Genomic DNA, 25,217 nt, shown 5'->3' with positions numbered 1-25,217 from the left:
TTGAGCCCCGGACCCTGAACGGTCCGGGGCTCTTTGCTGTGCGCTGCTCGTTGTGTCCTACTTGTTCGGCCGCACCGGGAGGTCCAGGATCACCTGGGTCCCCCGCTCCGGTGCCGGAACCATGTCGAACGTGCCGCCCAACTCGCCCTCGACCAGGGTTCGTACGATCTGCAGGCCCAGGTTGCCGGAGGTGCGCGGGTCGAAGCCCTCGGGGAGGCCGACGCCGTCGTCCTGGACGGTGACGAGGAGGCGGGCCTCCTTGGTGGTGCCGCCGCGGACCGCGGTGACCTCGACAGTGCCGGTCTCGCCCTCGCGGAACCCGTGCTCCAGGGCGTTCTGGAGGATCTCGGTCAGGACCATGGACAGGGGCGTGGCGACCTCCGCGTCCAGGATGCCGAAGCGGCCGCTGCGCCGGCCGGTGACCTTGCCCGGCGAGATCTCGGCGACCATCGCGAGGACGCGGTCGGCGATCTCGTCGAACTCCACGCGCTCGTCCAGGTTCTGGGACAGCGTCTCGTGCACGATCGCGATCGACCCGACCCGCCGTACGGCCTCTTCGAGCGCTTCCCGGCCGCGGTCGGACTCGATGCGCCGGGCCTGGAGCCTCAGCAGGGCCGCCACCGTCTGAAGGTTGTTCTTGACGCGGTGGTGGATCTCCCGGATGGTGGCGTCCTTGGTGATCAACTCGCGCTCACGGCGGCGCAGTTCGGTGACGTCGCGGAGCAGCACCAGCGAACCGATGCGGGTGCCCTTGGGCTTGAGCGGGATCGCCCTGAACTGGATCACCCCGTCGCGGGACTCGATCTCGAACTCACGCGGTGCCCAGCCGCTGGCGACCTTGGCGAGCGCTTCGTCCACCGGCCCGTGGCTCGGGGCCAGTTCCGCGGTGGTCTCGCCCAGATGGTGGCCGACGAGGTCGGCGGCCAGGCCCATGCGGTGGTAGGCGGACAGCGCGTTCGGCGAGGCGTACTGGACGATGCCGTCCGCGTCGAGGCGGATCAGGCCGTCGCCGACACGGGGCGAGGCGTCCATGTCGACCTGCTGGTTCGCGAACGGGAAGGAACCGGCCGCGATCATCTGCGCGAGGTCCGAGGCGCTCTGGAGGTACGTCAGCTCCAGGCGGCTCGGGGTGCGCACCGTGAGGAGGTTGGTGTTGCGCGCGATGACGCCGAGAACGCGCCCTTCCCGTCGTACGGGAATCGACTCGACGCGGACCGGGACCTCCTCGCGCCACTCGGGGTCGCCCTCGCGCACGATCCGGCCCTCGTCGTGGGCGGCGTCCAGCAGGGGGCGGCGGCCGCGCGGGACGAGGTGGCCGACCATGTCGTCCTGGTACGAGGTGGGGCCGGTGTTGGGCCGCATCTGGGCTACGGAGACGTAGCGGGTGCCGTCGCGGGTGGGAACCCACAGCACGAGGTCGGCGAAGGAGAGGTCGGAGAGCAGCTGCCACTCCGAGACCAGCAGGTGCAGCCACTCGAGGTCGGAGTCGTCGAGAGCCGTGTGCTGGTGTACGAGTTCGTTCATGGAGGGCACGTGTGCGAGCGTACCTGGGCAGGTGGACGGGCCCGTAAAACACCCGCGGGCCGCGGCGCCTGGGAGGGACCCTCAACCCTCCCGGCACCGCAGCCCGGAGCAACATCGGCCGTGGGGTGTGCGGTCCCGGTCGGCCGAAGGATGAGGAGCCGGGGCAGTCAGGGCAGAGAGCTCCGGTTCCTCGGTCCGCCTTCCTGTGCGGGGAAGGCGGAAGTGTGCTCGTATTCTCTTGTCCCTACGCATTGTGGACTAGACCACTACATGTGTCCATGCGTTGAAGCCTGTTTGTTGTTGGGACTTTTCCGTGCGGCGCGACCGCTGGTCCCCGTGTTCGGAGCCTCTGGCATCCTTCACGCAGCCTAACCCGTGTGGGTTCATGTGCGGGGCCAGATGGCCATGGCAATTTCCGCGAGCGCCTCCAACTCCCCCCGGTTCGCGCCGTCGCGCGCCTGTTGGGACATGCCCTGGAAGACGGCGGCCGAGTGCCGTGCGAGCGCGGCGGCGTCGGTGTCCGGTGGCAGCTCGCCGGTGGCGATGTCCGTCCTGATGCGACTCTCCATGACGGCGATGTTGGCGTTGCGCTGCCGGCGCAGGGCGCCCTCCACCTCGGGTGTCGTGCAGTTGGTGGCCGCGTGGATCACCAGGCATCCGTACGGGTGGGCGGGATCGGTGAACTCCACCGCGGCCTCGCGCAGCAGCCGCTGGACCGCGGCGCGCGCGGCGGGTTCCTCCTCCAGGGCGCGCTGCGCGAACGAGCCGTACGTCCCGCCGTACACGCGGACGACTTCCTCGAACAGTGACCGCTTGTCGCCGAAGGCCGCATACAGGCTCGGGGCGCCTATACCCATGGTCCGCGTGAGGTCGGAGACCGAGGTCGCCTCGTAGCCGTGCTCCCAGAAGGCCATGACCGCCCTCTCCAGCGCGGTCGCACGGTCGAAGGAGCGCGGACGGCCGCGCGGCCTGGACGCCGGCCCGGACTTCACCTGGGTGTCCTCGGTGTTCACCATGGAGTGCATTTTATAGCGGGTGCTAGAGAAATGGCGGCGGGGTGTTGTACGGTTTTTCTGTAGCGACCGCTAGACAAATACGAAGGGGGCGCCGACATGGGCGTGTTCACCGGCAGGACGGCACTCGTCACGGGGGCGAGCAGGGGAATCGGGCGAGGGATCGCCGAGCGGCTGGGACGTGACGGCGCGCGGGTCGCCGTGCACTACGGCAGGAACGAGGCGGCCGCGAAGGACACGGTCGCCGCGATCGAGGAGGCGGGCGGCTCGGCATTCGCGGTCGGCGTCGAGCTGGGGCGCCCCGGTGACGCCGAGGCCTTGTGGGAGGAGTTCGACCGGCACGCGGACGGGCTGGACATCCTGGTGAACAACGCCGGAATCGGGACGTCGCGGCCGTTCGAGGAGATCGACGAGAAGGAGTACGACCGGGTCTTCGCGGTGAACGTGAAGGCGCCGCACTTCATCACGCAGCAGGGCGCATCACGGCTGCGGGACGGCGGGCGGGTCGTCAACATCTCCTCGGGCCTCGCGCGCAACGCCGCAATGCCGGACAAGATGGCGTACGCGATGACGAAGGCGGCCCTCGACGTCTTCACCCGCGATCTGTCCAAGGTGCTGGGGCCTCGGGGCATCACCGTGAACACCGTGGCCCCCGGGATAATCGACACCGACGTCAACGCCGACTGGCTGCGGGCCGACGACGCGGCCTGGGCGGGCGCGGCGGCCGTGTCGGCGCTGGGGCGGGTCGGGACGCCGGGCGACGTCGCCGACGTGGTGGCGTTCTTGGCGTCGGAGGCCGGCGCATGGGTCACGGGGAGCTGGGTCGACGCAACGGGGGGCTCGCTGAAGTAGCCGGGCGGGGGCGCCGGGGCGAGCGTCTCGGCGCCGACGCCGTCGGCCTGTGTGCCTTCTGCCACCTGGGCCGTGAGACCGGCCTCTGTTAGATTGGTCTAAACCACATAGGCCCTTTCGGGTCACAGTCGAGGTCCCCTCTTCAGAGTCGCGTCCCCCTCTTCAGATCGGCAGGCGCAGCGTGGAAGTTGTCATCGTTCCGGACGCCAAGTCGGGCGGCGAGCTCATCGCCGAGGCCATGGCACAACTGCTCCGGCGCAAGCCCGGGGCCCTGCTCGGCGTGGCCACCGGCTCGACGCCGCTGCCCGTCTACGAGGCGCTGGCGGCGAAGGTGCGTTCCGGCGCCGTGGACGCCTCGCGGGTCCGGATCGCTCAGCTCGACGAGTACGTGGGGCTGCCCGCCGAGCATCCGGAGTCGTACCGTTCGGTGCTCGGGCGCGAGGTACTGGAGCCGCTCGGCATCGGGATGGACGCGTTCATGGGGCCGGACGGCACCGCCGAGGACGTCCAGGGGGCGTGCGAGGCGTACGACAGGGCGTTGGCCGAGGCCGGCGGGGTGGATCTGCAGCTGCTGGGGATCGGGACCGACGGACACATCGGCTTCAACGAGCCCTGCTCCTCGCTGGCCTCGCGCACGCGGATCAAGACGCTGACCGAGCAGACGCGGTTCGACAACGCACGCTTCTTCGACGGCGTCATAGAACAGGTGCCGCACCACGTCATCACGCAGGGCATCGGAACCATCCTGGAGGCCCGGCACCTGGTGCTGCTGGCGACCGGCGAGGGCAAGGCGGACGCGGTCGCCGCGACCGTCGAGGGACCGATCGCCGCGGTGTGCCCGGCTTCGGCACTCCAGCTCCATCCGCACGCGACGGTCGTCGTCGACGATGCCGCCGCGTCCAAGCTGAAGCTGGCGGACTACTTCCGCCACACGTACGCCAACAAGCCGGAGTGGCAGGGGATCTAGCGAGGGCAGGGGCGGGGCGGGCTCACCCGGGGAGGGCTGTGACCGGCACCTTCGTGGTGCGGACGGCCCGTGCGGGCTCGGCGGGGCGGAGGCTCACCCGCGCTCGGGAGCGCGCCCGGCCGTGCGGGAGCGCGCCCGGCCGCTTGGGAGCATGCCCGGCGCGGGGCGGAGACCCGTCGGCACGGGAGCCCACCCACCAAGCAGGGCGAAGCTCCGACCATGAGGGAGCCCGCCCACCGGAATGGAGGCCCGCCCGCGTATGAGCCTGCCTGCCGGGCAGCGTGGAGGCCTGCCGATGCAGGAAGTCCGCCCACCGGAATGGAGGCTCCCCCGCGCAGCAGCGTGCCTGTCCCACCGCGCGGTGGACGGGCTGGTAATCCGCGTGAATGGAAGCCCGCCGACGTGGAGAGCCTGTCGGCCGGGCGCTACGAGGGTCCATCTGCGTAGGACGGGCCGGCCTGCGCCGAGGCTCGGCCCAGGTCCCCCCCGGCCCCCCACCCCCAGTGCCGGGAAAGCCCTCGGGGTGGGTCTGGAGGCCGGCCGCAAAGTGGGTGGCGCCAAGCCGTTCCGCCGCTCGCCGTGTGGTTACGCCCCCGCGATGATCTCCGCCGCCGCTCGGCCGCAGACGCGGGCGGCGCCGTGGGTGGCGATGTGGAGGGCGCCTCGGGGGGTGGCCTGGGGGAGGCCCATTTCCACGACGATCGTGTCCGGGCGCGAGGCCAGGAGGGTGTCGAGGGCCGCGGCCATCCAGGGGTGGCGGTGTTCGTCGCGGACCACGGCGACGATGCGGCGCGGGCCGGCCGACGCCAGGGCCGAGGCCCCTGCCTCCTCCCCCGCGTAGCTCCCGGTCTCCGTGCCGGGCAGCAGGCGGGTGAGTTCCGCGGCGACGCCCCACGGGGTCTCGTCGCCGACGGCGAAGTTGGCGACGGGGGTGAGTGCGGCGACGTACGGCGCTTCGGTGAGCGGGGTGAAGTCCTCGGCGCCGGTCAGCCGAAGGGCACGGCGGGCCGCACGCAGGCCGATGTCCCCTCCGAAGGACTCGCGCGCGGGAGAGGCATCCCCGGACGCCGGCACCGGGCCTGGCCCTTGTGACGCCGTCCACCGAGCCAGCCCACGGACCCGTTCCGCCGCCTCCGCCAGACGTTCCTCGCGGAGTTCGCCGGTGTGTACCGCGGTGGTCAGGGCGTCGCGCAGGCGGCGTACCGTCGCGTCGTCGGACAGGCCGCCGCCCACGCAGATCGCGTCGGCGCCGGCGGCGAGGGCGAGGACGCTGCCGCGTTCGATGCCGTAGGTGCCGGCGATGGCCTGCATTTCCATGCCGTCGGTGACGATGAGGCCGTCGTAGCCGAGTTCGCCGCGCAGCAGATCGGTGAGGATCCGGCGGGACAGCGTGGCCGGGCGGTGGGGGTCCAGGGCCGGGACCAGGATGTGCGCGGTCATCACGGCCCGCGTGCCGGCGGCGATCGCCGCGCTGAACGGGCCCAGTTCGCGGACGTGGAGCACCGACGGGTCCGCGTCGATGCGCGGGAGCGCGTGGTGGGAGTCGATCGCGGTGTCGCCGTGGCCCGGGAAGTGCTTGGTGCAGGCGGCGACGCCGGCCGACTGGAGGCCGGTGACGTAGGCCGCGGTGTGCCGGGCGACGAGGCCGGGGTCGGCGCCGAAGGACCGTACGCCGATGACGGGGTTCGACGGGTTCGAGTTCACGTCGGCCGACGGCGCCCAGTTGAAGTTCACGCCGCAGGCGGCGAGGCGGCGGCCGAGTTCGAAGGCCACCTCCTGGGTGAGCGAGACGTCGTCGACCGCGCCCAGCGCGTGGTTGCCGGGGAAGCTGGAGCCCGTCCGCACCTCCAGGCGCGTCACGTCTCCGCCCTCCTCGTCGATCGCGACCAGGACGTCGTCGCGTTCGGCGCGCAACTGGGCGGTCAGGGCGGCCAGTTGGTCGGGAGAGGCGATGTTGCGGCCGAACAGGCCGACGGACGCGAGGCCCTCGCCCAGGCGGCGCAGCAGCCAGTCCGGGGCGGTGGTGCCCGTGAAGCCGGGCTGGAGGACGGTGAGGGCGTCGCGGGTCAGGGTGTCTGTACCGCTGGCGAATGTCGTCATCGGGGGCGTTATCCCTTCACGGCGCCCGCGGTCAGGCCCGCGGCCATCTTGCGCTGGACGAGGAGGAACAGGACGACGATCGGCACGGCCATCATGGTGGATCCGGCCATCATCGGGGCGTACTCGGTGCCGTGCTTGGTGGTGAAGTTGCCGAGCCACACGGTCGCCGTCTGGTTCTTCTGGCTGAGCAGCATGAGGGCGTACAGGTACTCGTTCCAGGCCTGGATGAAACCGTAGACCGAGGTGGCGACCATGCCGGGGGCGAGCAGGGGGAACACCACCCGGACGAAGGCGCCGGTGCGGCTGCAGCCGTCGACCATCGCCGCCTCCTCCAGCTCCTTGGGGATGTTGACGATGAAGCCGCGCAGCGTCCACACCGTGAAGGGGAGGACGAAGGTCAGATACGTGATGACCAGGCCGGTGAGCCGGTCATACTGGCCCAGGTCGTTCAGGAGCAGGAAGACCGGGATGATCATCGCGACCAGCGGGACCATCTGGACCGCGAGGATGCCCACGATCACGATCTTCCGGCCGCGGAAGGCGAACCGGGAGATGGCGAGCGCGGCCAGCATGCCGACGACCATGCCGATCACGACCACCGCGAGGGACACGACGAGGCTGCGGCCGACCGGGCCCCAGAAGTCGGCGATGTCCAGCGCGCGGCTGAAGTTGGAGAGGGTGAGGCCCGTGGGCAGCACGCTCGGGTCCGGGTCGATGGCGTCCTTGGCCGGCTTGAACGCCGTGTTGAGCATCCAGTAGACGGGGAAGCCGGCGGTGACGAAGACGAGAAGACCGAGGAGGTTCCAGCCGGCCTTCGACTTCCGGTGCACGGGAGTCGTCAGTGTGCTCATTCGACCTCTCCGATCTTCAGCATCTGGCGCATGTAGACGGCGACCACGCCGAGCAGCAACAGCACGGTGAGCAGGGCGATCGCCGAGCCCTGGGCGTAGTCGTTGACCACGAAGGCGCGGTCGTACGAGTACGTGGTGAGGATCTGGAACTCGGCTTCGGGATGGCCGTTGCGCATCACGAAGACCTGCGGGAAGACGCCCATGTCCCAGATGACCGACAGGGTCGTGAGCATCACGATGATCGGCTTGAGGATGGGGAGGGTGACGTAGCGGAAGACGCCCCAGGCGCCCGCGCCGTCGAGCCGGGCGGCCTCTTCCAGCTCCTTGGGGACCTGGGTGAGACCGGCGCTCAGCGTGATCACGACGAAGGGTACGGCCCCCCAGACCACCAGGAGCATGATCACGGCCAGGCCCTGCGGCCCGCTGGCGAACCAGTTGTGGCCGATCATCTCGACCCCCGGCAGCTTGCTGAGCAGCGCGTTGAGGATGCCGTAGTCGGCGTCGAAGAGCCATTTGAAGACGGTGGTGGCGACGATGATCGGCATGCCCCAGCTGGCCACCAGCGCGATGTTGATGAGCGTCTTCACCCAGCCGGACACCCGCTGGAGCAGCAGCGCTATCAGCATGCCGGCGACCATCGTGAAGATCACGCAGCCGGCCGCGAAGACGATCGTGCGGACCACGACGGCCCAGAACTCGGCGTCGCCGAGCACACCCGTGAAGTTGTCGAACCCGACCCACTCGGCCGGCAGGAAGCCCCACAGCTGGGACTGCCCGAACGTCTGGAAGGACAGGACGACCAGGCGGACCAGCGGATAGCCGAGGACGAGCGCCAGGATCAGGAGGCAGGGGGCGAGCAGGAGCCAGGGGGTACCCGCTTGGCCGGAAGTCCGGACTCTGGGCGGCTTCTTCGCCACGGCCGGTGGTGGCGGTGCCTGCCGCGGTGGCGGCACCTTGGCAGGGGTGGTCGTGTCGGCACTCATCCGCGCGCTCCTCAGCGGTCCCTCGGGTCGTCCGAAGCCCTCGTACGCCCACCCGGCGGGTCGTACGGGAAGCAGGGCCCCGCCCCCGGATGCTCCCGGGGTCGAACGGGGCCCTGCGTCCGGTCACTTGTTGTTGATGACCTTGTCGATCGCGGTGTCCGCGTCCTTCGCGGCGTCCTCGACCGACTTCTTGCCGGTGCCGATGCTCTGCAGCATGGTCTGCAGGATCTGGGCCTTCTCGACCTGACCCCAGCCCGGTGCCATCGGGACGAACCAGTTGGACTCGGCCGCGGTGGCCGGGACCGCCGTCGCCGGGTCGTTCTTCAGGGTGGCGAGGTCGGTCTTGTTGTTGGGCAGGTTGCCCTTGGCCATCAGGCCCTTCTGGCCGGTGGAGTTGGTGAACGCGTTGATCCACTCGGCGGCCACGGCCTGCGCGTCGGACTTCACCGGGACGGCGAGGTCGCTGCCGCCCAGGAAGACGGGGAGGCTCTTGCCGGACGGGCCGGGCATCACGAAGTTCTCGACGTTGCCCGCGAGCTTGCCGGTCTTGTCGTTCTCCTTCGCCGCGGCGGTCGCGCCCTCCCAGGCGGGGGCGAAGATCATGCCGGACTTGCCCTGGCCGTAGACGATGTAGCGGTCGGACTCGTCCTTGGTCTTGTCGCCGTGCATGTACTCGTCGACGACGTTCTTGAACTCCTCGAGGCCCTTGAGGGACTCGGGCGCGGAGAGGTTGCCCTTCCACTGACCGCCGGACTCGACGGCGATCGAGCCGCCGGCGTCGTAGACGAAGGACATGGCCGCGTACCAGTCACGGGTGGGCTGGTACCAGGCGCTGAACTTGTCGCCCTTGTCCTTCTGGAGCTTGTCCAGGGCGGCGGTGAGCTCGTCGTACGTCTTCGGGACGGACTTGACGCCCACGGAGGCGAACAGGTCCTTGCGCCAGTTGGCGACCCGGCCGCCGGCGTAGTAGGGGACGCCGTAGGTCTTGTCCTCGTACGTCACCGAGGCCTTGAGGCCGTCCAGCCAGGCGGCGGAGTTGTCGAACTTCGCCGGGTCCAGGGGCGCGAAGGCTCCCTTGACCATGTAGCCCAGCATCTCGGTGTTGCCCATCTCGACCACGTCGGGGGCCTTGTCGGTGGCGAGGACCGCGTCGAGCTTCGCGTTCTTGTCCGGCCAGCCGTAGTACTCGTGGTTGATCTTGATGCCGGGGTGCGCCTTGATGACCGCGGCGTCGGCCGCCTTCACCAGCTCCGGCCAGTTGTTCTGCGCGTCGACGGTGAGCCAGACGGTCAGCTCCTTGGCGTCCGCGCCGCTCTTGTCCGAGTCCCCGCTGCCGCTGTCGCCCCCGCACGCCGCGATGGAGACCATCATGCCCGCGATACCGATCGCGGCTGTCAGCTTGCGCTTCACGCCACCCTCCTCAGGGATGCCATAAACCCCCCTGCTCCCTGCGGTGAACGGCGTCGAACGCACCTACCGCCCATGGGGCCGGGACCTGGACCAATGGTGTAGACCAGTAGGGGGAGCTTGGCCCAGACCAATAGGGCTGTCAAGGGTGTTCCAGCAGGCTCCGGGCGTCCGTTGCGGTACCGAGATATGCAGGGACCTTTCATTCCGCAAGCGCCAGACAAGCGACAGATCGGACGGACCAGTTCCGGCGACCACCCGCGAGGGAAGGAGGCCTGGTGGACTAGACCAGCAGCGATCTCAGGGGTATACAGAGGAGATCACGCAGCGCGCGGGAGATCCCGGTACGCTGCCGTGCCACGATGTGAGCCGTGGCCGACGGGATGTCGGCCGCTTCGGCACCCGGAGCCGGGAAGGCAGAGCATGAGCACCGACGTCAGCAGTGCGGAGAACGAGGGTGGGGCGATCGTCCGTACCGCGCGCGTGCCCAAGTACTACCGCCTGAAGAAGCATCTGCTCGACATGACGGAGACGCAGTCGCCCGGCACCCCCGTGCCGCCCGAGCGCACGCTGGCCGCCGAGTTCGACACCTCGCGCACCACCGTGCGCCAGGCTCTTCAGGAGCTGGTCGTCGAGGGACGCCTGGAACGCATTCAGGGCAAGGGCACCTTCGTCGCCAAACCGAAGGTCTCGCAGGCGCTCCAACTGACCTCGTACACCGAGGACATGCGCGCCCAGGGCCTCGAACCCACCTCCCAGCTGCTCGACATCGGCTACATCACCGCCGACGACCGCCTCGCCGGCCTGCTCGACATCACGGCCGGCGGCCGGGTGCTGCGCATCGAGCGCCTGCGCATGGCCAACGGGGAGCCGATGGCCATCGAGACGACCCACCTCAGCGCGAAGCGCTTCCCGGCCCTGCGCAGGTCCCTGGTCAAGTACACGTCCCTCTACACCGCGCTCGCCGAGGTGTACGACGTCCATCTCGCCGAGGCCGAGGAGACCATCGAGACCTCGCTGGCCACCCCGCGCGAGGCCGGCCTGCTCGGCACCGACGTCGGCCTGCCGATGCTGATGCTGTCCCGCCACTCGCTGGACCGGCAGGGCGAGCCGGTGGAGTGGGTGCGGTCCGTCTACCGCGGCGACCGCTACAAGTTCGTCGCCCGCCTCAAGAGGCCCCAGGACTAGGGATTCCGGCAGGCATTCCCCTGCTGCCGAGGGCGGAAACAGCGCCGAGGGAGCACAGAACCACCACATACCGATATACGGACGAGGGCTTCCGCTCTCCTGACACCGTCGCCTAGATTGCCTGCGCATCGCACCGGTGATCAACGAGGGGACGGAGCCGCGGTATGTCCAATGCGCCTGAAATGAGACCACCGGTGGTGACACCGGTCCGCGTGGTCATCGCGCTCTGCCTCTTCGCCCCCTTCGTGGCCATGCTGTGGGTGGGTTCGTACGCGAAGACCGACCCCGCCTTCATCGGCATCCCGTTCTTCTACTGGTACCAGATGGCATGGGTGCTGATCTCCACGGCGCTCACGATGATCGCGTACAAGCTGTGGCGCCGTGACCAGAGCGGCCGTCAGGAAGGTGCCGACAAGTGAACGAGGGCGTGAACGGCGTCGCACTCGCCGTCTTCATCTTCTTCTTCCTGGCCGTCACCGTCCTGGGCTTCCTGGCCGCACGCTGGCGCAAGGCCGAGAACGAGCACAGCCTCGACGAGTGGGGCCTGGGCGGCCGGTCGTTCGGCACCTGGGTCACCTGGTTCCTCCTCGGCGGCGACCTGTACACGGCGTACACCTTCGTCGCCGTACCGGCGGCGATCTACGCGGCGGGCGCGGCCGGCTTCTTCGCGGTGCCGTACACGATCCTGGTCTACCCGCTGATCTTCACGTTCCTGCCGCGCCTGTGGTCGGTCTCGCACAAGCACGGGTACGTGACGACCTCGGACTTCGTGCGCGGCCGCTTCGGCTCGAAGGGCCTGTCCCTCGCCGTGGCCGTGACCGGCATCCTGGCGACGATGCCGTACATCGCGCTCCAACTGGTCGGCATCCAGGCCGTTCTCGACGTGATGGGCGTCGGCGGTGGCGAGGACACCAACTGGTTCGTCAAGGACCTGCCGCTGCTGATCGCCTTCGGTGTACTCGCGGCGTACACCTACTCCTCGGGGCTGCGCGCGCCCGCGCTGATCGCGTTCGTGAAGGACACGCTGATCTACATCGTCATCGCGGTGGCGATCATCTACATCCCGATCAAGCTGGGCGGGTTCGACGACATCTTCGCCTCGGCGAACGAGAAGTACACCGCCGCCAAGGCGGGCGGACTGGTCCCGCCCGAGGCCGGCCAGTGGACGTACGCGACCCTCGCGCTCGGCTCCGCACTGGCGCTGTTCATGTACCCGCACTCGATCACGGCGACGCTGTCCTCCAAGAGCCGTGAGGTGATCCGCCGCAACACCACGATCCTGCCGCTGTATTCGCTGATGCTGGGGTTGCTCGCCCTGCTCGGCTTCATGGCCATCGCGAGCGGTGTCGACGTCGCCAACCCGCAGCTGGCCATCCCTCAGCTGTTCGAGAACATGTTCCCGGACTGGTTCGCGGGCGTGGCCTTCGCGGCGATCGGCATCGGCGCGCTGGTGCCGGCGGCGATCATGTCGATCGCGGCCGCGAACCTTTTCACCCGCAACATCTACAAGGACTTCATCAAGCCGGACGCCACGCCGGCGCAGGAGACCAAGGTCTCCAAGCTGGTGTCCCTGCTGGTGAAGGTCGGCGCGCTGGCCTTCGTCCTCACCATGGACAAGACGGTCGCCATCAACTTCCAGCTGCTCGGCGGCATCTGGATCCTGCAGACCTTCCCCGCCCTGGTCGGCGGCCTGTTCACGCGCTGGTTCCACCGCTGGGCCCTGCTCGCCGGCTGGGCGGTCGGCATGATCTACGGCACGGTCGCCGCGTACGGCGTGGCCTCGCCGACGCAGAAGCACTTCGGCGGCTCGTCCAAGGAGATCCCCGGCATCGGGGAGATCGGCTACATCGGCCTGACCGCGTTCCTCCTCAACGTCGCCGTCACGGTGGTCCTCACCTTCGTCCTGAAGGCGCTCAAGGCCCCCGAGGGCATCGACGAGACGTCCCCGGCGGACTACACGGCGGACGCCGGCGACCCGGGCGTCCAGGTGGAGCTGCCGCCGGCGACCGCGGGCACCACGCACTGAGTCGTACGTCAGCACGGGCCGCCGGAGTGATCCGGCGGCCCGTCGTCGTTTCCCCGCCTGCCTCCGACGGCCGCGAGGGGACGTCGAGGAGATCACTCTCCACACCGACCAGTTGACACTCCGAAACCGGCGCGACACAACATATGGGGGTGCTGTCGCCGCCCGGCACAAGATGTATGCTCATGCTCGCTGTCGTCGCAGGGGAATCCGGTGCGAATCCGGAACTGTCCCGCAACGGTGTACTCATGCGCGTAAATACGGGCACGAGAGTCAGTCCGAGGACCTGTCGACAGCGCGCCCGGCCATCAGGTCCGGGTGCCATGACGTCCGGGCCTCGTGGAATGGGCCGGCTGGACGCGACGCCGCGTGCGCTCGTGTGCTGCCGCCTGCCCTCCGCAGGGCCCCCGTGCCGAGCGAGGGAGAGCCCCACGTGACCATCGCGCCAGCAGATCCGGCTTCAGTGACCCCGGTGGCCGACGACGGTCCCGGGACCGTGTTGCTGCGGACCCTGACCGAGCTGACCGCCGACCTCCCCGACGCCGACCCCGGCCGGGTCGCCGCCGCCGCGCTCCGCGGCCGGTCCGCGCGGGCGGATGGGACGGAACTGCGCGAGCTGGCCACCGAGGCGGCCGCCGGCCTCATCTCGGAGGACCCCGCCTACTCGCGGCTCGCCGCCCGCCTGCTGACCGTCAACATCCGCGCGGAAGCCGCCTCCCAGGGCGTCACGTCCTTCAGGGAGTCGGTCGCGGTGGGCCACCGCGAGGGCCTCATCGCGGACCGTACGGCCGAGTTCGCACGGGTCCACGCCGACCGCCTCGACGCCCTGGTCGACGTGCACGCCGACGACCGGTTCGGCTACTTCGGCCTGCGCACGCTGCACAGCCGCTATCTGCTCCGGCACCCGATCACCCGCCGGGTGATCGAGACGCCGCAGCACTTCATGCTCCGGGTGGCGTCCGGGCTCGCCGAGGACGACACGGTCAGGGCTCTCGACGAAGTCGCCGCGCTCTACCGGCTCATGAGCCGTCTCGACTACCTCCCCTCCTCCCCCACCCTCTTCAACTCCGGCACCCGGCACCCGCAGATGTCGTCCTGCTACCTCCTCGACTCCCCGAAGGACGAGCTGGACTCCATCTACGACCGCTACCACCAGGTCGCGCGGCTCTCCAAGCACGCGGGCGGCATCGGCATCGCCTACTCCCGCATCCGCTCCCGGGGCTCCCTGATCCGCGGCACGAACGGCCACTCCAACGGCATCGTCCCGTTCCTGAAGACCCTCGACGCCTCGGTCGCCGCCGTGAACCAGGGCGGCCGGCGCAAGGGCGCCGCCGCGGTCTACCTGGAGACCTGGCACTCCGACATCGAGGAGTTCCTGGAGCTGCGCGACAACACCGGTGAGGACGCCCGCCGTACGCACAACCTGAACCTCGCGCACTGGGTCCCGGACGAGTTCATGCGCCGTGTGAACGCGGACGCGCAGTGGTCGCTGTTCTCCCCCGCCGACGCGCCGGAACTGGTCGACCTGTGGGGCGAGGAGTTCGACGCCGCCTACCGCGAGGCCGAAGAAAAGGGCCTCGCCCGCAAGACCATCCCGGCCCGCGACCTCTACGGCCGCATGATGCGCACCCTCGCGCAGACCGGCAACGGCTGGATGACCTTCAAGGACGCCGCCAACCGCACGGCCAACCAGACGGCCGAGCCGGGTCATGTCGTGCACTCCTCCAACCTCTGCACGGAGATCCTGGAGGTCACGGACGACGGGGAGACGGCGGTCTGCAACCTGGGCTCGGTGAACCTCGGCGCGTTCGTCGACCGGACGGCCGGGGACATCGACTGGGACCGCCTCGACGAGACCGTCCGCACCGCCGTCACCTTCCTCGACCGCGTGGTCGACATCAACTTCTACCCGACCGAGCAGGCGGGCCGCTCCAACGCCCGGTGGCGCCCGGTGGGCCTCGGCGTGATGGGCCTCCAGGACGTCTTCTTCCAGCTGCGGCTGCACTTCGACTCGCCACAGGCCCGTCAGCTCTCCACCCGCATCGCCGAGCGCATCATGCTCGCCGCGTACGAGGCCTCCGCCGACCTGGCCGAGCGCAACGGCCCGCTGCCGGCCTGGGACAAGACCCGTACGGCCAAGGGGGTTCTGCATCCCGACCACTACGACGTCGAACTGACCTGGCCGGAGCGCTGGGCGGCCCTGCGGGCCCGCGTCGCCGTGACCGGCATGCGCAACGCCCTGCTCCTCGCGATCGCGCCGACCGCCACCATCGCGTCGATCGCGGGTGTCTACGAGTGCATCGAGCCGCAGGTGTCCAACCTGTTCAAGCGCGAGACCCTGTCGGGCGAGTTCCTCCAGGTCAACTCGTACCTGGTGGACGAGCTGAAGCGGCTCGGCGTCTGGGACGCCCGCACCCGTGAGGCGCTGCGCGACGCCAACGGCTCGGTACAGGACTTCACCTGGATCCCCGCGGACGTACGGGCGCTGTACCGCACGGCGTGGGAGATCCCGCAGCGCGGCCTCATCGACATGGCGGCGGCCCGGACCCCGTTCCTGGACCAGTCCCAGTCCCTGAACCTGTTCCTGGAGACGCCGACCATCGGCAAGCTCTCCTCGATGTACGCGTACGCCTGGAAGTCGGGCCTGAAGACGACGTACTACCTGCGCTCGCGCCCGGCGACCCGCATCGCCCGCGCGGCCCGGTCCGCCGCCGCCCCCGTCCAGCAGCCGGCCCCCGAAGAGGCCGTCGCCTGCTCCCTGGAAAACCCCGAGTCCTGCGAGGCCTGCCAGTGATGACCAGCGAAGCCAAGAACCTGCTCGACCCGGGCTTCGAGCTGACCCTGCGCCCCATGCGCTACCCGGACTTCTACGAGCGCTACCGGGACGCCATCAAGAACACCTGGACCGTCGAGGAGGTCGACCTCCACTCGGACGTCGCCGACCTCGCGAAGCTCACGCCGGGCGAGCAGCACATGATCGGCCGGCTGGTCGCGTTCTTCGCGACGGGCGACTCGATCGTCGCGAACAACCTCGTGCTGACCCTGTACAAGCACATCAACTCCCCCGAGGCGCGGCTGTACCTCAGCAGGCAGCTCTTCGAGGAAGCGGTCCACGTCCAGTTCTACCTGACCCTCCTGGACACCTACCTGCCCGACCCACAGGACCGGGCTGCCGCCTTCGACGCCGTGGAGAACATCCCCTCCATCCGCGAGAAGGCCGAGTTCTGCTTCAAGTGGATCAACGAGGTCGAGAAGCTGGACCGGCTGGAGACCAAGGCCGACCGCCGCCGCTTCCTCCTCAACCTCATCTGCTTCGCCGCGTGCATCGAGGGCCTGTTCTTCTACGGCGCCTTCGCGTACGTCTACTGGTTCCGCAGCCGTGGTCTGCTGCACGGTCTGGCCACCGGGACCAACTGGGTCTTCCGGGACGAGACGATGCACATGAGCTTCGCCTTCGAGGTGGTCGACACCGTCCGCAAGGAGGAGCCGGAACTGTTCGACGACCTGCTGCGGCAGCAGGTCGTCGACATGCTCAAGGAGGCCGTCGAGGCGGAGCTCCAGTTCGGGCGGGATCTGTGCGGTGACGGCCTCCCGGGCATGAACACCGAGTCCATGCGCCAGTATCTGGAGTGCGTCGCCGACCAGCGCCTCACCCGCCTCGGCTTCGCCCCGGTCTACGGCTCGGAGAACCCGTTCTCCTTCATGGAGCTCCAGGGTGTTCAGGAGCTGACCAACTTCTTCGAGCGGCGTCCGTCGGCGTACCAGGTCGCGGTGGAGGGCACCGTGGACCTGGACGAGGACTTCTGATCCTCGTGGTCCTCACGGGCCTCCCGGCCTTCCTGGGCCTCCTGGGCCTCCCTGATCTGACGGTCGACGCGCCGGTCGTGCGCGAGACCGATCACTGACGGGAGGACCAGGAGGACCAGGATCCCGAGGACGGTGAGCATTCCGATCAGGCCTTCTGTCTGTGTCGCGTTCATGGACACCACTGTCCCGCAGGACACTCCTGACAAACAGTGGCAGGACTGCCGTGGACCCTCGATTTACTGCCAGTTTCGAGGCACACTGGCAGCATGCTGAACAACGTGGCCGTGGTCCTGCTCAACGGCGTGCACCCCTTCGAACTCGGGGTGGTCTGCGAGGTCTTCGGCATCGACCGGAGCGACGAGGGCCTGCCGACCTACGACTTCGCGGTCGTCTCGGCGGAAGGCCCCTCGCTCGGCACGCACGTCGGCGGCCTCACCGTCTCCACGCCGTACGGCCTCGACCGGCTGGCGGAGGCCGACCTGATCGCCGTACCGGCCGGGAACGACTACGTCACCCGCACCTACCCGCGCGATCTGCTGGACGCCCTGGTCGCAGCCGTCGACCGCGGGGCCCGGGTGCTCAGCGTCTGTTCCGGCGTCTTCCTGCTCGGCGCCGCCGGACTGCTGGACGACCGGCGGTGCAGCGTGCACTGGCTGCAAGCGGAGGAGCTGGCCCGGCGCTACCCGAAGGCGGTCATCGAGCCGGACGTGCTGTACGTGGACGAGGACCCCGTCATCACCTCGGCCGGCACCGCCGCCGGCATCGACGCCTGTCTGCACATCGTGCGCAAGGAACAGGGGCCCGAGGTCGCCAACAAGATCGCCCGGCGGATGGTGGTCCCGCCGCACCGGGACGGCGGACAGGCGCAGTACATCGAGCGGCCGCTGCCCCGGTCGCAGTGCGACACCGTCGGCGAGGTGCTGGTGTGGATGGAGCAGCACCTGGACGAGGAGGTCACCGTCGAGCAGCTCGCCGACCGCGCCCACATGTCCCCGCGCACCTTCGCCCGTCGCTTCCAGCAGGAGACGGGGACGACCCCCTACCGCTGGATCCTGCGCCAACGCGTCCTGCTGGCCCAGCGGTTGCTGGAGGCGACGGACGAGACGGTGGACGCGATCGCCGGTCGAACGGGGTTCGGCAACGCGGCCGCGCTGCGCCACCAGTTCGTCCGGGCGGTGGGCACCACCCCGAACGCCTACCGGCGCACCTTCCGGGGCCCGGAGGCGGCCTCACCTGTCACCGGGCCACCGGCTGCAGCAGCAGCCGCTGCGGGCGCAGCGTGATCCCCACCCGGGTCGCGTCGTCGGATCCGGGCACCTGCTCGAAGCGGTACTTCGCCGCCAGTGCCGCCGTGACGAGCGTCAGCTGGGCCATCGAGAAGTGGTCGCTCGGGCACTTGCGGTTGCCCACGCTGAACGGGCTCATGGCGTGCTTCGGCACGTCCTTGACCCGGTCGGGCAGCCAGCGGTCGGGGTCGAACGCCAGGTTGTCCGCATAGGACCGGCCGTCGCGCTGGATCGCGTACGGGCTGTAGATGATGTCGGCACCGGCCGGGATGCGACAGCCACCGAGTTCGGTGTCCCGCACCGCCCGCCGCGTCAGAATCCATACGGCGGGCCGCAAACGCATGGCTTCGACGACGACATTGTTCGTGTGGCTGAGGGCCCGGACGTCCTGGAATGCCACCGGACGCCCGCCGGTGACGGTTTCGACTTCCGCGCACACCCTGTCCGCGTGTTCCGGATGTTCCGCAAGGACCTGGAGCAGCCACATGATCGTGGACGCGACGGTTTCGCTGCCGGGTGTGAGGATGGCGACGACCTGGTCGTGGATCTCCTGTTCCCCGATGGGTTCGCCATTCTCGTCCTTCGCCTCCAGCAATGCCGTCAGCAAATCGTCCGGCTTTTGACCAGATGCCCTTCGTTCGGCGACGATCTCGTCGACGAGGAGATGCAAATCGGCCAGCGCGCGGTTGAATTGGCGATTGGCTGGAAGCGGCAACCGGTAGAGCGGCCCGGCGGGAATCACCATCCGCCGGTACATGCCCCGGAAGACGGTGGCGAGGGCGACGCACAGCCGCTCGGCCCGCTCGTCCATGAAGTCGCCGCGCAGCAGACAGCGGGCCGCGATGCGCACCGCGATCCGGAAGGACTCGGAGGTGCAGTCGACCGTCTCGCCGGGCTTCCAACGCTCGGCCAGCGCGTGCGCCTCCTCCTCCATGATCGGCCCGTACGCCGGGATGGCGTCGAGCCGGAAGGCGGGCTGGATGGTGCGCCGCTGGCGCCGGTGCGTGGGCCCGTTGGCGGTGGCCACGCCCTCCTTGCCGAGCAGTCCCTCCAGCGACTCCCACAGCGGGCCGGCGATGATGTAGTCGGTGCTCAGCGCCATGGCTCCGGTGAGGGCCGGCGTGGTGACGGCGTACACCGTCTTGGGGCCGAGCCTGAGGCGTACGACGTCGCCGTGGTCACGCAGCCGGGCCATGAAGCTGAGCGGATCGCGCGCCAGCTTCCAGCCGTGGCCGAGGACCGGGACGGCGCCGCCCGCCAGGGGCGGCTCGCGCAGCTCCCGGGCCTCGGGTGCCGCGGGCTTCACGGATTCGACGGTCATTTCTCACCTGCCGCTTCGTTGTTGACGTACGGGGGCGTGGACCGGTCGTCCCAGCTGTCGACCATGTACCGGCCGGATTCGTGGTGGAACCAGTAGACGGTGCTGAACCAGTTCCGCATATTGGCGACACAGGCCCGCACGGCGGCGCTCAGTTCCTTTCCGCGCACCGTTCCGTCGGCGAGGTCGTCGGCGAAACGCAAAGCGTCGCGTTCGGCGACGAGGAATTCGGACACGCATTCCTCGACTCGTCGCCGGACTTCGGCGACCGCCTCTTCCAGAGTCAGCCCCTCGTGCTTGATGAGGCTGATTCCGAGATTGTGCACCTCGTCGCCCGCTATTTCCTTGGGGAGCGAACAGAGGTCGTTGTACCAGGCGGCGAATTCCTGACTCAGCAGGGCCGCCCGCCGGTATGCCGGGTGTTTCCTCACACTGTCCGGGAGTTCGCACCCCGCGGCCGGCTCCAGCAGATCGGTCCAGATCCAGTGCGCGAAGGTGAGCCGCCTCAGCGCGAGGTATTCCTGGACGGTGGGGACGATCCCTTCGGTGCGGTTGTGGAATTCGCGGTCGTACGCCTCGATCACCTCGTGGAAGTGCCGGGCGAACCGGGCGTTCCAGGTCTCGGGCAGGAACGAGTACAGCCGCGCCACGCTGTCCGCGAACCCGGCGACCAGCGAGTCCTCGTGGTGCAGGTGGGTCCGTGGCGAGTCGAGGGCCGCGTGCAGGCGGAACCTGAGCCGCCGCCAGGCGGCCGGACGGCCGTGGACGATGTCACGGTCGTGGCGGTCGTCCCAGACGAAGAACCACGCGCTGTAGTCCGCAATCGCCTGGAGGACCTCGTCGGGGGCACCGAGGTAGTACCCCGCCATCAGGTCGGTGTAGCACAGGCCATCGGCATATTCCTCCACCTTGTCGGCCGGCATGAGCCGCTTTTCCAGTAGCCAGGTCCGGGTCTTGTCCTGGAGCCTGGGCCAATAAGGGTGCAGTTGCCTGGGAAACGCTGCCTCGATCACCGGGAGAGAGAGCGACGGTGGAACCGCGATCGCCGTCGGTGTCGATGTGGTGCTGTGTGGGAAAGCAGGCACGAACAAACCCCTTCCAGCCGCCAGTTGGCGCACACACCCCTCCCGCTGTGCCAGGCGTGCGCCGTTGCGTATCCCCGCTCATCCCATTCAGCACCACAACTGACCGATCTGGGAACGGATTTGCTCCATTCACTACCCCACAGTGCTGAGATCCCCCCTTGCGTGACTGGTTCTGGATCACCGTGAGAGCACAGGGGATCGACCGTACGACGCACGACGAACGGCGCCTGGTCAGGAAGGTTCTCCTGAACAGACGCCGTACGTGAGGGAGTTGTGAGGCGGCGGGGCACTCAGTCGTTGGCGACCACGGGGTAGCGGGGCTCGTTCTCGGCCATCTGCCGCAGCGCGTCCTTGCGTTCCCGCTTGGAGAGACGGTCGATGTAGAGGTACCCGTACAGGTGGTCGGTCTCGTGCTGCAAACACCGAGCGAAGTAGCCGGTGCCGCGCACCTTGATCGGGTTGCCCTTCTCGTCCTGCCCGGTCACCTCCGCGTAGTCCGGGCGGGCGAGCGGCGCGTACGCGGTGGGTACCGACAGACAGCCCTCGTTGCTGTCGTCCAGCCGGCGCTTGTCGGCGGGCAGGTCCACGAGCTTCGGGTTGCAGACGACACCGACGTGCCGCTTGCCCTCGTCGTCCAGGCAGTCGTACACGAAGACCTTCCGGTCGACGCCGATCTGGTTGGCGGCCAGGCCCACGCCCTCGGCCGTGCGCTGCGAGGCGAACATGTCCGCGACCAGCTGGTCCAGCTCCGCGCCGAACTCGGTGACGTCCTTGCACTCCTTGTGCAGCACGGGGTTCCCCACCACCGTGATCGGCCGCGAGGTGCCCCGCTCACGCCAGGCGTTCTCGCGCTCCTCGGTGTCCTCGGTGTCGATGACGAAGCCCTCGTCGTCCACGGGGAACACGCCCGCGTGCTGCTGATCGGTGTCCTGCTGCGCCATGACCGACGTACGCCTTCCTGCATTCCTGGGAATTCTGCGACTACAGCCTAAAGGGGTCCTTGCCCCTTCAGGGGACGGCGAGGCGCCACGGCCTCAGCAGACCTCTTCGAGGTCCCGCCACTCCCGGGAGTCCGGGCTGTCCGCGACCCACCCGTCCAGCAGCCCGCGCACCAGCGAGGCCGGCGCCGCCACCCCGCACTCCCGCTCCGGCACCCACAGCTGCCCGTCGGTCACATGCCCGAGCGGCCCCGGATGCCCGGGTTCACTGTGGTCGTGCGGGTCGAGATGCTCCCCGTCGCCCTCGTCGGACGGCATCCGGGACTCCGAGCACATCCGGCACAGCAGCCGCACGGACGAGGACCAGTCCTCCGCTGCGAAGCCGGCGTCGGAGGCGAGCTGCTCCAGGGCGTCCCGGTCGGCCTCGGTGGCGGCCTCCAGGAGGACCACCCAGGTGGGCACGGGCGAGGGCGCCCACAGCTCGATCTCGTCGAACACCGGGTAGGAGTGCCCGACGGCGGTGGTCCGCTCCCCGTGGGGCACCCCGTCGTGCAGCACGACCTCGCCCCAGCGCCGCCCGGACGACGGCAGCGGAATGGACAGCACCTCGATCCGCGCGGGGTCCAGCCGGCGCCCCCACACCACCTCGGCCTCGCCCTCCGGGGACAGCCGTACGGCCGCACTGCCGAGGTCCATCCCGACGGGCTCGCCGGCGGCGGTGGCACCGCCCGGCACCCGCAGGCCGTACGCCTGCCAGGCCCGCCGCGCCAGCGGCCAGTCCTGCAGGGCGGTGGCCGCGATGCCCACGTTCCACCAGTCAGGTGCGCCCGTCTCCCGGTCCAGCAGGGCCACGGCCCTCAGACCGGCCGCCCGCGCCTGCTCCCAGTCGTGCCGGAACTTGTGGAGAAGGGCGAGGTTGAACCAGGACTCGGACAGCCAGGGCTCCAGATCGGCGGCGCGCGTCAGCAGCGCCCCCGCGTCCTCGTACCGACCGTCCCCGATCAGCGTGAACGCACGGTCTGTGGCCTGCCGCCAGGAGGCGGAGGGCCGGTTCCGTCCCTTGCCGAAGATCCTCACGATTCCCGCCTGCCAGTTCCGTTCAGTGGGCTGGCTGTGCCCCCGGACACCCTCTCATTCGCATCCAACCACGTACGGCTGGAAGGGCGCTCATTACCCATGGGTTACCCAGCCAGAGGCAGGGTCAGACAGTCCCGTGACAGGACACGGGCCAGCGCCTCGACGACCTCGGGCGCGTACTCCTCCGCCGTCGCCAGCCGCAGCTCCTCCAGCGCCTTCAGGGGCCCGCCGGGCCCGGCGTCCCGGGCCTTCTCCTCGTACGCGTTCACGGCCCGGACGACCCGCGCCGCGACCGGCTGCTCCCGCCAGGGGGCGGCCTGCCGCTCCACGACCATCGCCACCTGCGGATTCACGCCGGTCTGCCGTACGACGGCCCCGCCCAGCAGCGCGATCCGGCGCTGTTCCCCGGCGGGCAGCCCGGCCGTGGCGCCCGCCGGCACCGGATCGACGAGGCTGAGCTGCCCGATGTCGTGCATCAGGGCCGCGTACTCCAGCACGGTCAGCTCGGGCTCCGTGAGCCCCAGGTCCCGCCCGACGGCCTGCCCGAGCGCCGCGACCCGGCGGGCGTGCCCGGCCGGGGTGTACCCGGCGATCTCGGTGGCCCGGGCGAGGGAGGCGATGGTCTGCCGGTAGGTGGCCCGGACGGCCGCGTACCGCCGGAAGGACATCTGGGTGAGCAGCAGGGGCAGCGAGAACACGGGCAGCGCCCACAGCCCCGCCACGGCGACCGCGAGCGCCATCACGGCCCCCGTCGCGCAGACGGCCGACCCGATCCCCAGCAGCGCCCGCAGCTCGTCCCGCAGCAGCGGTCCGAAGGGCCACCGGGTACGGGAGTGCGCCAGCGCGGCGGCGAGCACGGCGTCGCACAGCGCGGTGAGGGAGAGCAGCGCGAGCAGCAGCAGGGCGTAGGCGGGCCCGACCCAGTCGCGGAACGTGCCCTGGTTGTACAGGGGTTGGAAGCAGACGGCGGCGAACCCCACGGTGAGGATGCGCCGGGCCAGATGGTCGAACGTCCCACGCCGTCCGCGCGCGATGTGCGGCACGGCGCCGAGGAGCGAGGCGGCGAGCACGACGGCGACGACCTGAGCCACGCCGTGCCGCGTCGGTGCCCCCGCGTACGCCCCCAGCAGGGCGTACGACAGCGCCGCCGCGGCCCCGAGCGGCGCCGCCTCCCTGACCTGCGCGCCGGTCCATCGGCTCAGCTCACCGACGGTGACCAGCACGCCGAAGGCGAGGGCGGCACCGCGCTCGTCGAGGCCGGTCCAGAGGGTGGTGGCGAGGGAGAGGGTGGCGAGGAGGGCGGCGGAGGCGTGGATGAGGACGAGGAGGAACGGGGGCCGGCAGCTGCTCGTCGTCGCCCGCCGGCAGCCGGTCATCGACGTGCTCCCGGTTGGCTGGGGACCGGCGGGCGGGGGCGGGGCGTGTGCGCCTCGTCCGCGGTGACCGCGGGGTGCCAGCCGTGCCGGCTCAGTGCGCGGACCAGTGCCGTCACCATCCGGGGGTCGAAGTGGGTTCCGGCGCAGCGCTCCAGCTCCGCCAGGGCGACGGGGACGGGCCGGGCCCTGCTGTAGGAGCGGGTCGACGTCATCGCGTCGAAGGCGTCCGCCACCGCCACCACCCGGGCGGACTCCGGGATCTGACCCCCGGCCAGCCCGTACGGGTAGCCGCTCCCGTCCAGCCGCTCGTGATGGTGCAGCACCGCCGCACGGGCCTCGCCGAGGAAGGAGATCCCCCGCACCATCTCGTGGCCGTACTCGGGATGCAGTTCGATCACCCGCCGCTCCTCGGGAGTCAGCGGCCCGTCCTTGCGCAGCAGCCGGGTGGGAACCCCGAGCTTGCCCACGTCGTGCAGGATTCCGGCGAACCGCAGCACCTCGACCCGTTCGTCGGGCATGCCCAGCTCGCGCGCGATCATCATCGACGCCTGCCCGACCCGCTCGCTGTGCCCGCGCGTGTATCCGTCCTTGATGTCGACGGCCTGCACGAGCGCCCGGATCGTCGCCTGATGGGCGGCCCGTTCCCGGTGGTACTGGGCGAACACCCACCAGGACACGCACATCGGCAGCAGCACGAGCAGGGCGGCGACGGGCCCGTACGGACTGCGCCACAGCACGGCCATCATCAGCCCGGCGAGCCCGTGCACGACGGCGGGTGCGAGCGACCGGACGAACAGGCCCCGCCAGGCCCTGCGCGCCGGGACGCGCTCGGCGAGCGCCAGGATCCCCCCGTCCAGCACGGTCAGCACCAGGCAGAAGGCCAGCACCGCGGCCGCGGCGGGCGCGAGCGCGTACGGGAAGTCGGAGGCGTGGACGGCGTCCCGCCCGTCCAGCGCCCGGTGCACGCGCGCGGCCGCCCACACGGCGAGGACGAGCTGGGCGGCCCGCCAGACCCGCCGCAGCCACTGCGGCCGCTGCTCGACCCGGGACAGCAGGGCCCCCGGCAGCACCACCAGTGCGGCGGCGGACGGAGGCAGCAGAAAGGCCCCGGCGAGCAGGACGGGGTAGAACGTCCCGGTGAACCGCAAGCGGGCGGCGACCCGCTCGCAGCCGCCGTAGAGCGCGGCGAGCAGGACGACCGCCCACCAGGGCGTTCGCACGGTGGGCGGCGGAAGCAGACAGCACAGGGCGCCGAGGACCACACAGGTGACGTACACGCGCGCCCGTGCCGGTACCGCCTCCATACGACCCTCCCCCGAGCCCGGCCATGACTGTCCAGCGTCCGGAGCCTAAGACGGCGAGGGGGAGTCCGCGGGCCGATAACCCGCGGATTAGCACGTTCGAGTGACGACAGCCCGTTCC

21 protein-coding genes and 1 riboswitch are annotated in these 25,217 nt (G+C 70.0%); of the genes, 8 read left to right on the top strand and 13 right to left on the bottom strand.

Annotated features, from left to right (window positions below):
- Positions 1-57: 57 nt before the first annotated feature.
- On the bottom strand, positions 58-1,533 hold the full coding sequence (locus ACZ5XS_RS02805) for a sensor histidine kinase (RefSeq protein ID WP_468647394.1): 1,476 nt from the start codon (positions 1,531-1,533) through the stop codon (positions 58-60).
- 374 nt (positions 1,534-1,907) lie between these two features.
- Positions 1,908-2,540 carry a TetR/AcrR family transcriptional regulator gene (locus ACZ5XS_RS02800; protein WP_468647393.1) on the bottom strand — a complete coding sequence of 211 codons (633 nt, stop codon included), beginning with the start codon at positions 2,538-2,540 and terminating at the stop codon, positions 1,908-1,910.
- A gap of 96 nt (positions 2,541-2,636) precedes the next feature.
- Here ACZ5XS_RS02800 and ACZ5XS_RS02795 point away from each other — a divergent pair, with 96 nt between their 5' ends.
- Positions 2,637-3,389, top strand: coding sequence for an SDR family oxidoreductase (locus ACZ5XS_RS02795; RefSeq protein ID WP_468647392.1), 753 nt, complete (start codon positions 2,637-2,639; stop codon positions 3,387-3,389).
- Between the two features lie 181 nt (positions 3,390-3,570).
- The gene (gene nagB, locus ACZ5XS_RS02790; protein WP_468647391.1) at positions 3,571-4,356 is read left to right on the top strand and encodes a glucosamine-6-phosphate deaminase; all 786 of its coding nucleotides are present in this window, start codon (positions 3,571-3,573) and stop codon (positions 4,354-4,356) included.
- A gap of 585 nt (positions 4,357-4,941) precedes the next feature.
- Here nagB and ACZ5XS_RS02785 read toward each other — a convergent pair.
- The 4 genes from ACZ5XS_RS02785 to ACZ5XS_RS02770 all read right to left on the bottom strand — a co-directional run bounded on the left by ACZ5XS_RS02785 (position 4,942) and on the right by ACZ5XS_RS02770 (position 9,700).
- Positions 4,942-6,456 carry a glycoside hydrolase family 3 protein gene (locus tag ACZ5XS_RS02785; RefSeq protein ID WP_468647390.1) on the bottom strand — a complete coding sequence of 505 codons (1,515 nt, stop codon included), beginning with the start codon at positions 6,454-6,456 and terminating at the stop codon, positions 4,942-4,944.
- A gap of 8 nt (positions 6,457-6,464) precedes the next feature.
- Positions 6,465-7,307: a carbohydrate ABC transporter permease gene (locus tag ACZ5XS_RS02780; protein ID WP_468647389.1), complete on the bottom strand. Its 843-nt coding sequence runs from the start codon at positions 7,305-7,307 to the stop codon at positions 6,465-6,467.
- On the bottom strand, positions 7,304-8,290 hold the full coding sequence (locus ACZ5XS_RS02775) for a carbohydrate ABC transporter permease (RefSeq protein WP_217239439.1): 987 nt from the start codon (positions 8,288-8,290) through the stop codon (positions 7,304-7,306). Before ACZ5XS_RS02775 ends, ACZ5XS_RS02780 begins: the two co-directional genes overlap by 4 nt.
- 123 nt (positions 8,291-8,413) lie before the next feature.
- Positions 8,414-9,700, bottom strand: coding sequence for an extracellular solute-binding protein (locus tag ACZ5XS_RS02770; protein ID WP_468647388.1), 1,287 nt, complete (start codon positions 9,698-9,700; stop codon positions 8,414-8,416).
- Between the two features lie 420 nt (positions 9,701-10,120).
- Here ACZ5XS_RS02770 and ACZ5XS_RS02765 point away from each other — a divergent pair, with 420 nt between their 5' ends.
- The 5 genes from ACZ5XS_RS02765 (at position 10,121) to ACZ5XS_RS02745 (ending at position 16,715) form a co-directional block, all read left to right on the top strand.
- Complete coding sequence (locus tag ACZ5XS_RS02765; RefSeq protein WP_217239441.1) at positions 10,121-10,885, top strand: GntR family transcriptional regulator; 765 nt, start codon at positions 10,121-10,123, stop codon at positions 10,883-10,885.
- 164 nt (positions 10,886-11,049) lie between these two features.
- The gene (locus ACZ5XS_RS02760) at positions 11,050-11,304 is read left to right on the top strand and encodes a DUF3311 domain-containing protein (protein ID WP_217239442.1); all 255 of its coding nucleotides are present in this window, start codon (positions 11,050-11,052) and stop codon (positions 11,302-11,304) included.
- Positions 11,301-12,911, top strand: a complete 1,611-nt coding sequence (gene mctP / locus ACZ5XS_RS02755; protein ID WP_468647387.1) for a monocarboxylate uptake permease MctP — start codon at positions 11,301-11,303, stop codon at positions 12,909-12,911. The genes ACZ5XS_RS02760 and mctP overlap by 4 nt, the downstream gene beginning before the upstream one ends.
- 176 nt (positions 12,912-13,087) lie before the next feature.
- Positions 13,088-13,216: riboswitch (cobalamin riboswitch) on the top strand.
- 125 nt (positions 13,217-13,341) lie between these two features.
- Positions 13,342-15,702, top strand: coding sequence for a ribonucleoside-diphosphate reductase subunit alpha (locus tag ACZ5XS_RS02750; protein ID WP_468647386.1), 2,361 nt, complete (start codon positions 13,342-13,344; stop codon positions 15,700-15,702).
- Complete coding sequence (locus tag ACZ5XS_RS02745) at positions 15,702-16,715, top strand: ribonucleotide-diphosphate reductase subunit beta (RefSeq protein ID WP_468647385.1); 1,014 nt, start codon at positions 15,702-15,704, stop codon at positions 16,713-16,715. Before ACZ5XS_RS02750 ends, ACZ5XS_RS02745 begins: the two co-directional genes overlap by 1 nt.
- On the opposite strand, the gene ACZ5XS_RS02740 is transcribed toward ACZ5XS_RS02745, so the two are convergent.
- Positions 16,628-16,888 (bottom strand): hypothetical protein, encoded by a 261-nt coding sequence (locus ACZ5XS_RS02740; RefSeq protein WP_468647384.1) that lies wholly within the window; start codon positions 16,886-16,888, stop codon positions 16,628-16,630. The genes ACZ5XS_RS02745 and ACZ5XS_RS02740 overlap by 88 nt on opposite strands.
- A 93-nt stretch (positions 16,889-16,981) precedes the next feature.
- Here ACZ5XS_RS02740 and ACZ5XS_RS02735 point away from each other — a divergent pair, with 93 nt between their 5' ends.
- On the top strand, positions 16,982-17,998 hold the full coding sequence (locus tag ACZ5XS_RS02735; protein WP_468647383.1) for a GlxA family transcriptional regulator: 1,017 nt from the start codon (positions 16,982-16,984) through the stop codon (positions 17,996-17,998).
- Here the strand turns inward: ACZ5XS_RS02735 and ACZ5XS_RS02730 are convergent.
- The 6 genes from ACZ5XS_RS02730 to ACZ5XS_RS02705 form a co-directional block, all read right to left on the bottom strand.
- Positions 17,952-19,322: a bifunctional albaflavenone monooxygenase/terpene synthase gene (locus tag ACZ5XS_RS02730; RefSeq protein ID WP_468647382.1), complete on the bottom strand. Its 1,371-nt coding sequence runs from the start codon at positions 19,320-19,322 to the stop codon at positions 17,952-17,954. The two genes, ACZ5XS_RS02735 and ACZ5XS_RS02730, sit on opposite strands and share 47 nt — an antisense overlap.
- On the bottom strand, positions 19,319-20,404 hold the full coding sequence (cyc1, locus tag ACZ5XS_RS02725) for an epi-isozizaene synthase (protein ID WP_468647381.1): 1,086 nt from the start codon (positions 20,402-20,404) through the stop codon (positions 19,319-19,321). The genes ACZ5XS_RS02730 and cyc1 overlap by 4 nt, the downstream gene beginning before the upstream one ends.
- Positions 20,405-20,694: 290 nt before the next feature.
- Positions 20,695-21,345 carry a peptide deformylase gene (def, locus tag ACZ5XS_RS02720; protein WP_468647380.1) on the bottom strand — a complete coding sequence of 217 codons (651 nt, stop codon included), beginning with the start codon at positions 21,343-21,345 and terminating at the stop codon, positions 20,695-20,697.
- Between the two features lie 93 nt (positions 21,346-21,438).
- Positions 21,439-22,419: a tetratricopeptide repeat protein gene (locus ACZ5XS_RS02715; RefSeq protein ID WP_217239450.1), complete on the bottom strand. Its 981-nt coding sequence runs from the start codon at positions 22,417-22,419 to the stop codon at positions 21,439-21,441.
- Positions 22,420-22,523: 104 nt separating this feature from the next.
- Positions 22,524-23,795 (bottom strand): HD-GYP domain-containing protein, encoded by a 1,272-nt coding sequence (locus ACZ5XS_RS02710; protein WP_468647379.1) that lies wholly within the window; start codon positions 23,793-23,795, stop codon positions 22,524-22,526.
- Positions 23,792-25,099 carry an HD-GYP domain-containing protein gene (locus ACZ5XS_RS02705; protein ID WP_468647378.1) on the bottom strand — a complete coding sequence of 436 codons (1,308 nt, stop codon included), beginning with the start codon at positions 25,097-25,099 and terminating at the stop codon, positions 23,792-23,794. Before ACZ5XS_RS02705 ends, ACZ5XS_RS02710 begins: the two co-directional genes overlap by 4 nt.
- Positions 25,100-25,217: the final 118 nt, after the last annotated feature.

The sequence above is a fragment of the Streptomyces sp. NPDC033131 genome, assembly GCF_055578365.1.
This window is presented reverse-complemented; position numbering and strand designations above follow the sequence as displayed.

Bases quoted from the DNA above. Each gene is read 5' to 3' on its own strand.
- ACZ5XS_RS02785 (WP_468647390.1), bottom strand. From the start codon at position 6,456: ATGACGACATTCGCCAGCGGTACAGACACCCTGACCCGCGACGCCCTC.
- ACZ5XS_RS02780 (WP_468647389.1), bottom strand. From the start codon at position 7,307: ATGAGCACACTGACGACTCCCGTGCACCGGAAGTCGAAGGCCGGCTGG.
- ACZ5XS_RS02705 (WP_468647378.1), bottom strand. From the start codon at position 25,099: ATGGAGGCGGTACCGGCACGGGCGCGCGTGTACGTCACCTGTGTGGTC.
- ACZ5XS_RS02775 (WP_217239439.1), bottom strand. From the start codon at position 8,290: ATGAGTGCCGACACGACCACCCCTGCCAAGGTGCCGCCACCGCGGCAG.
- ACZ5XS_RS02800 (WP_468647393.1), bottom strand. From the start codon at position 2,540: ATGGTGAACACCGAGGACACCCAGGTGAAGTCCGGGCCGGCGTCCAGG.
- ACZ5XS_RS02735 (WP_468647383.1), top strand. From the start codon at position 16,982: ATGCTGAACAACGTGGCCGTGGTCCTGCTCAACGGCGTGCACCCCTTC.
- ACZ5XS_RS02730 (WP_468647382.1), bottom strand. From the start codon at position 19,322: ATGACCGTCGAATCCGTGAAGCCCGCGGCACCCGAGGCCCGGGAGCTG.
- ACZ5XS_RS02740 (WP_468647384.1), bottom strand. From the start codon at position 16,888: ATGAACGCGACACAGACAGAAGGCCTGATCGGAATGCTCACCGTCCTC.
- ACZ5XS_RS02710 (WP_468647379.1), bottom strand. From the start codon at position 23,795: ATGACCGGCTGCCGGCGGGCGACGACGAGCAGCTGCCGGCCCCCGTTC.
- ACZ5XS_RS02765 (WP_217239441.1), top strand. From the start codon at position 10,121: ATGAGCACCGACGTCAGCAGTGCGGAGAACGAGGGTGGGGCGATCGTC.
- ACZ5XS_RS02745 (WP_468647385.1), top strand. From the start codon at position 15,702: ATGACCAGCGAAGCCAAGAACCTGCTCGACCCGGGCTTCGAGCTGACC.
- ACZ5XS_RS02795 (WP_468647392.1), top strand. From the start codon at position 2,637: ATGGGCGTGTTCACCGGCAGGACGGCACTCGTCACGGGGGCGAGCAGG.
- ACZ5XS_RS02760 (WP_217239442.1), top strand. From the start codon at position 11,050: ATGTCCAATGCGCCTGAAATGAGACCACCGGTGGTGACACCGGTCCGC.
- def (WP_468647380.1), bottom strand. From the start codon at position 21,345: ATGGCGCAGCAGGACACCGATCAGCAGCACGCGGGCGTGTTCCCCGTG.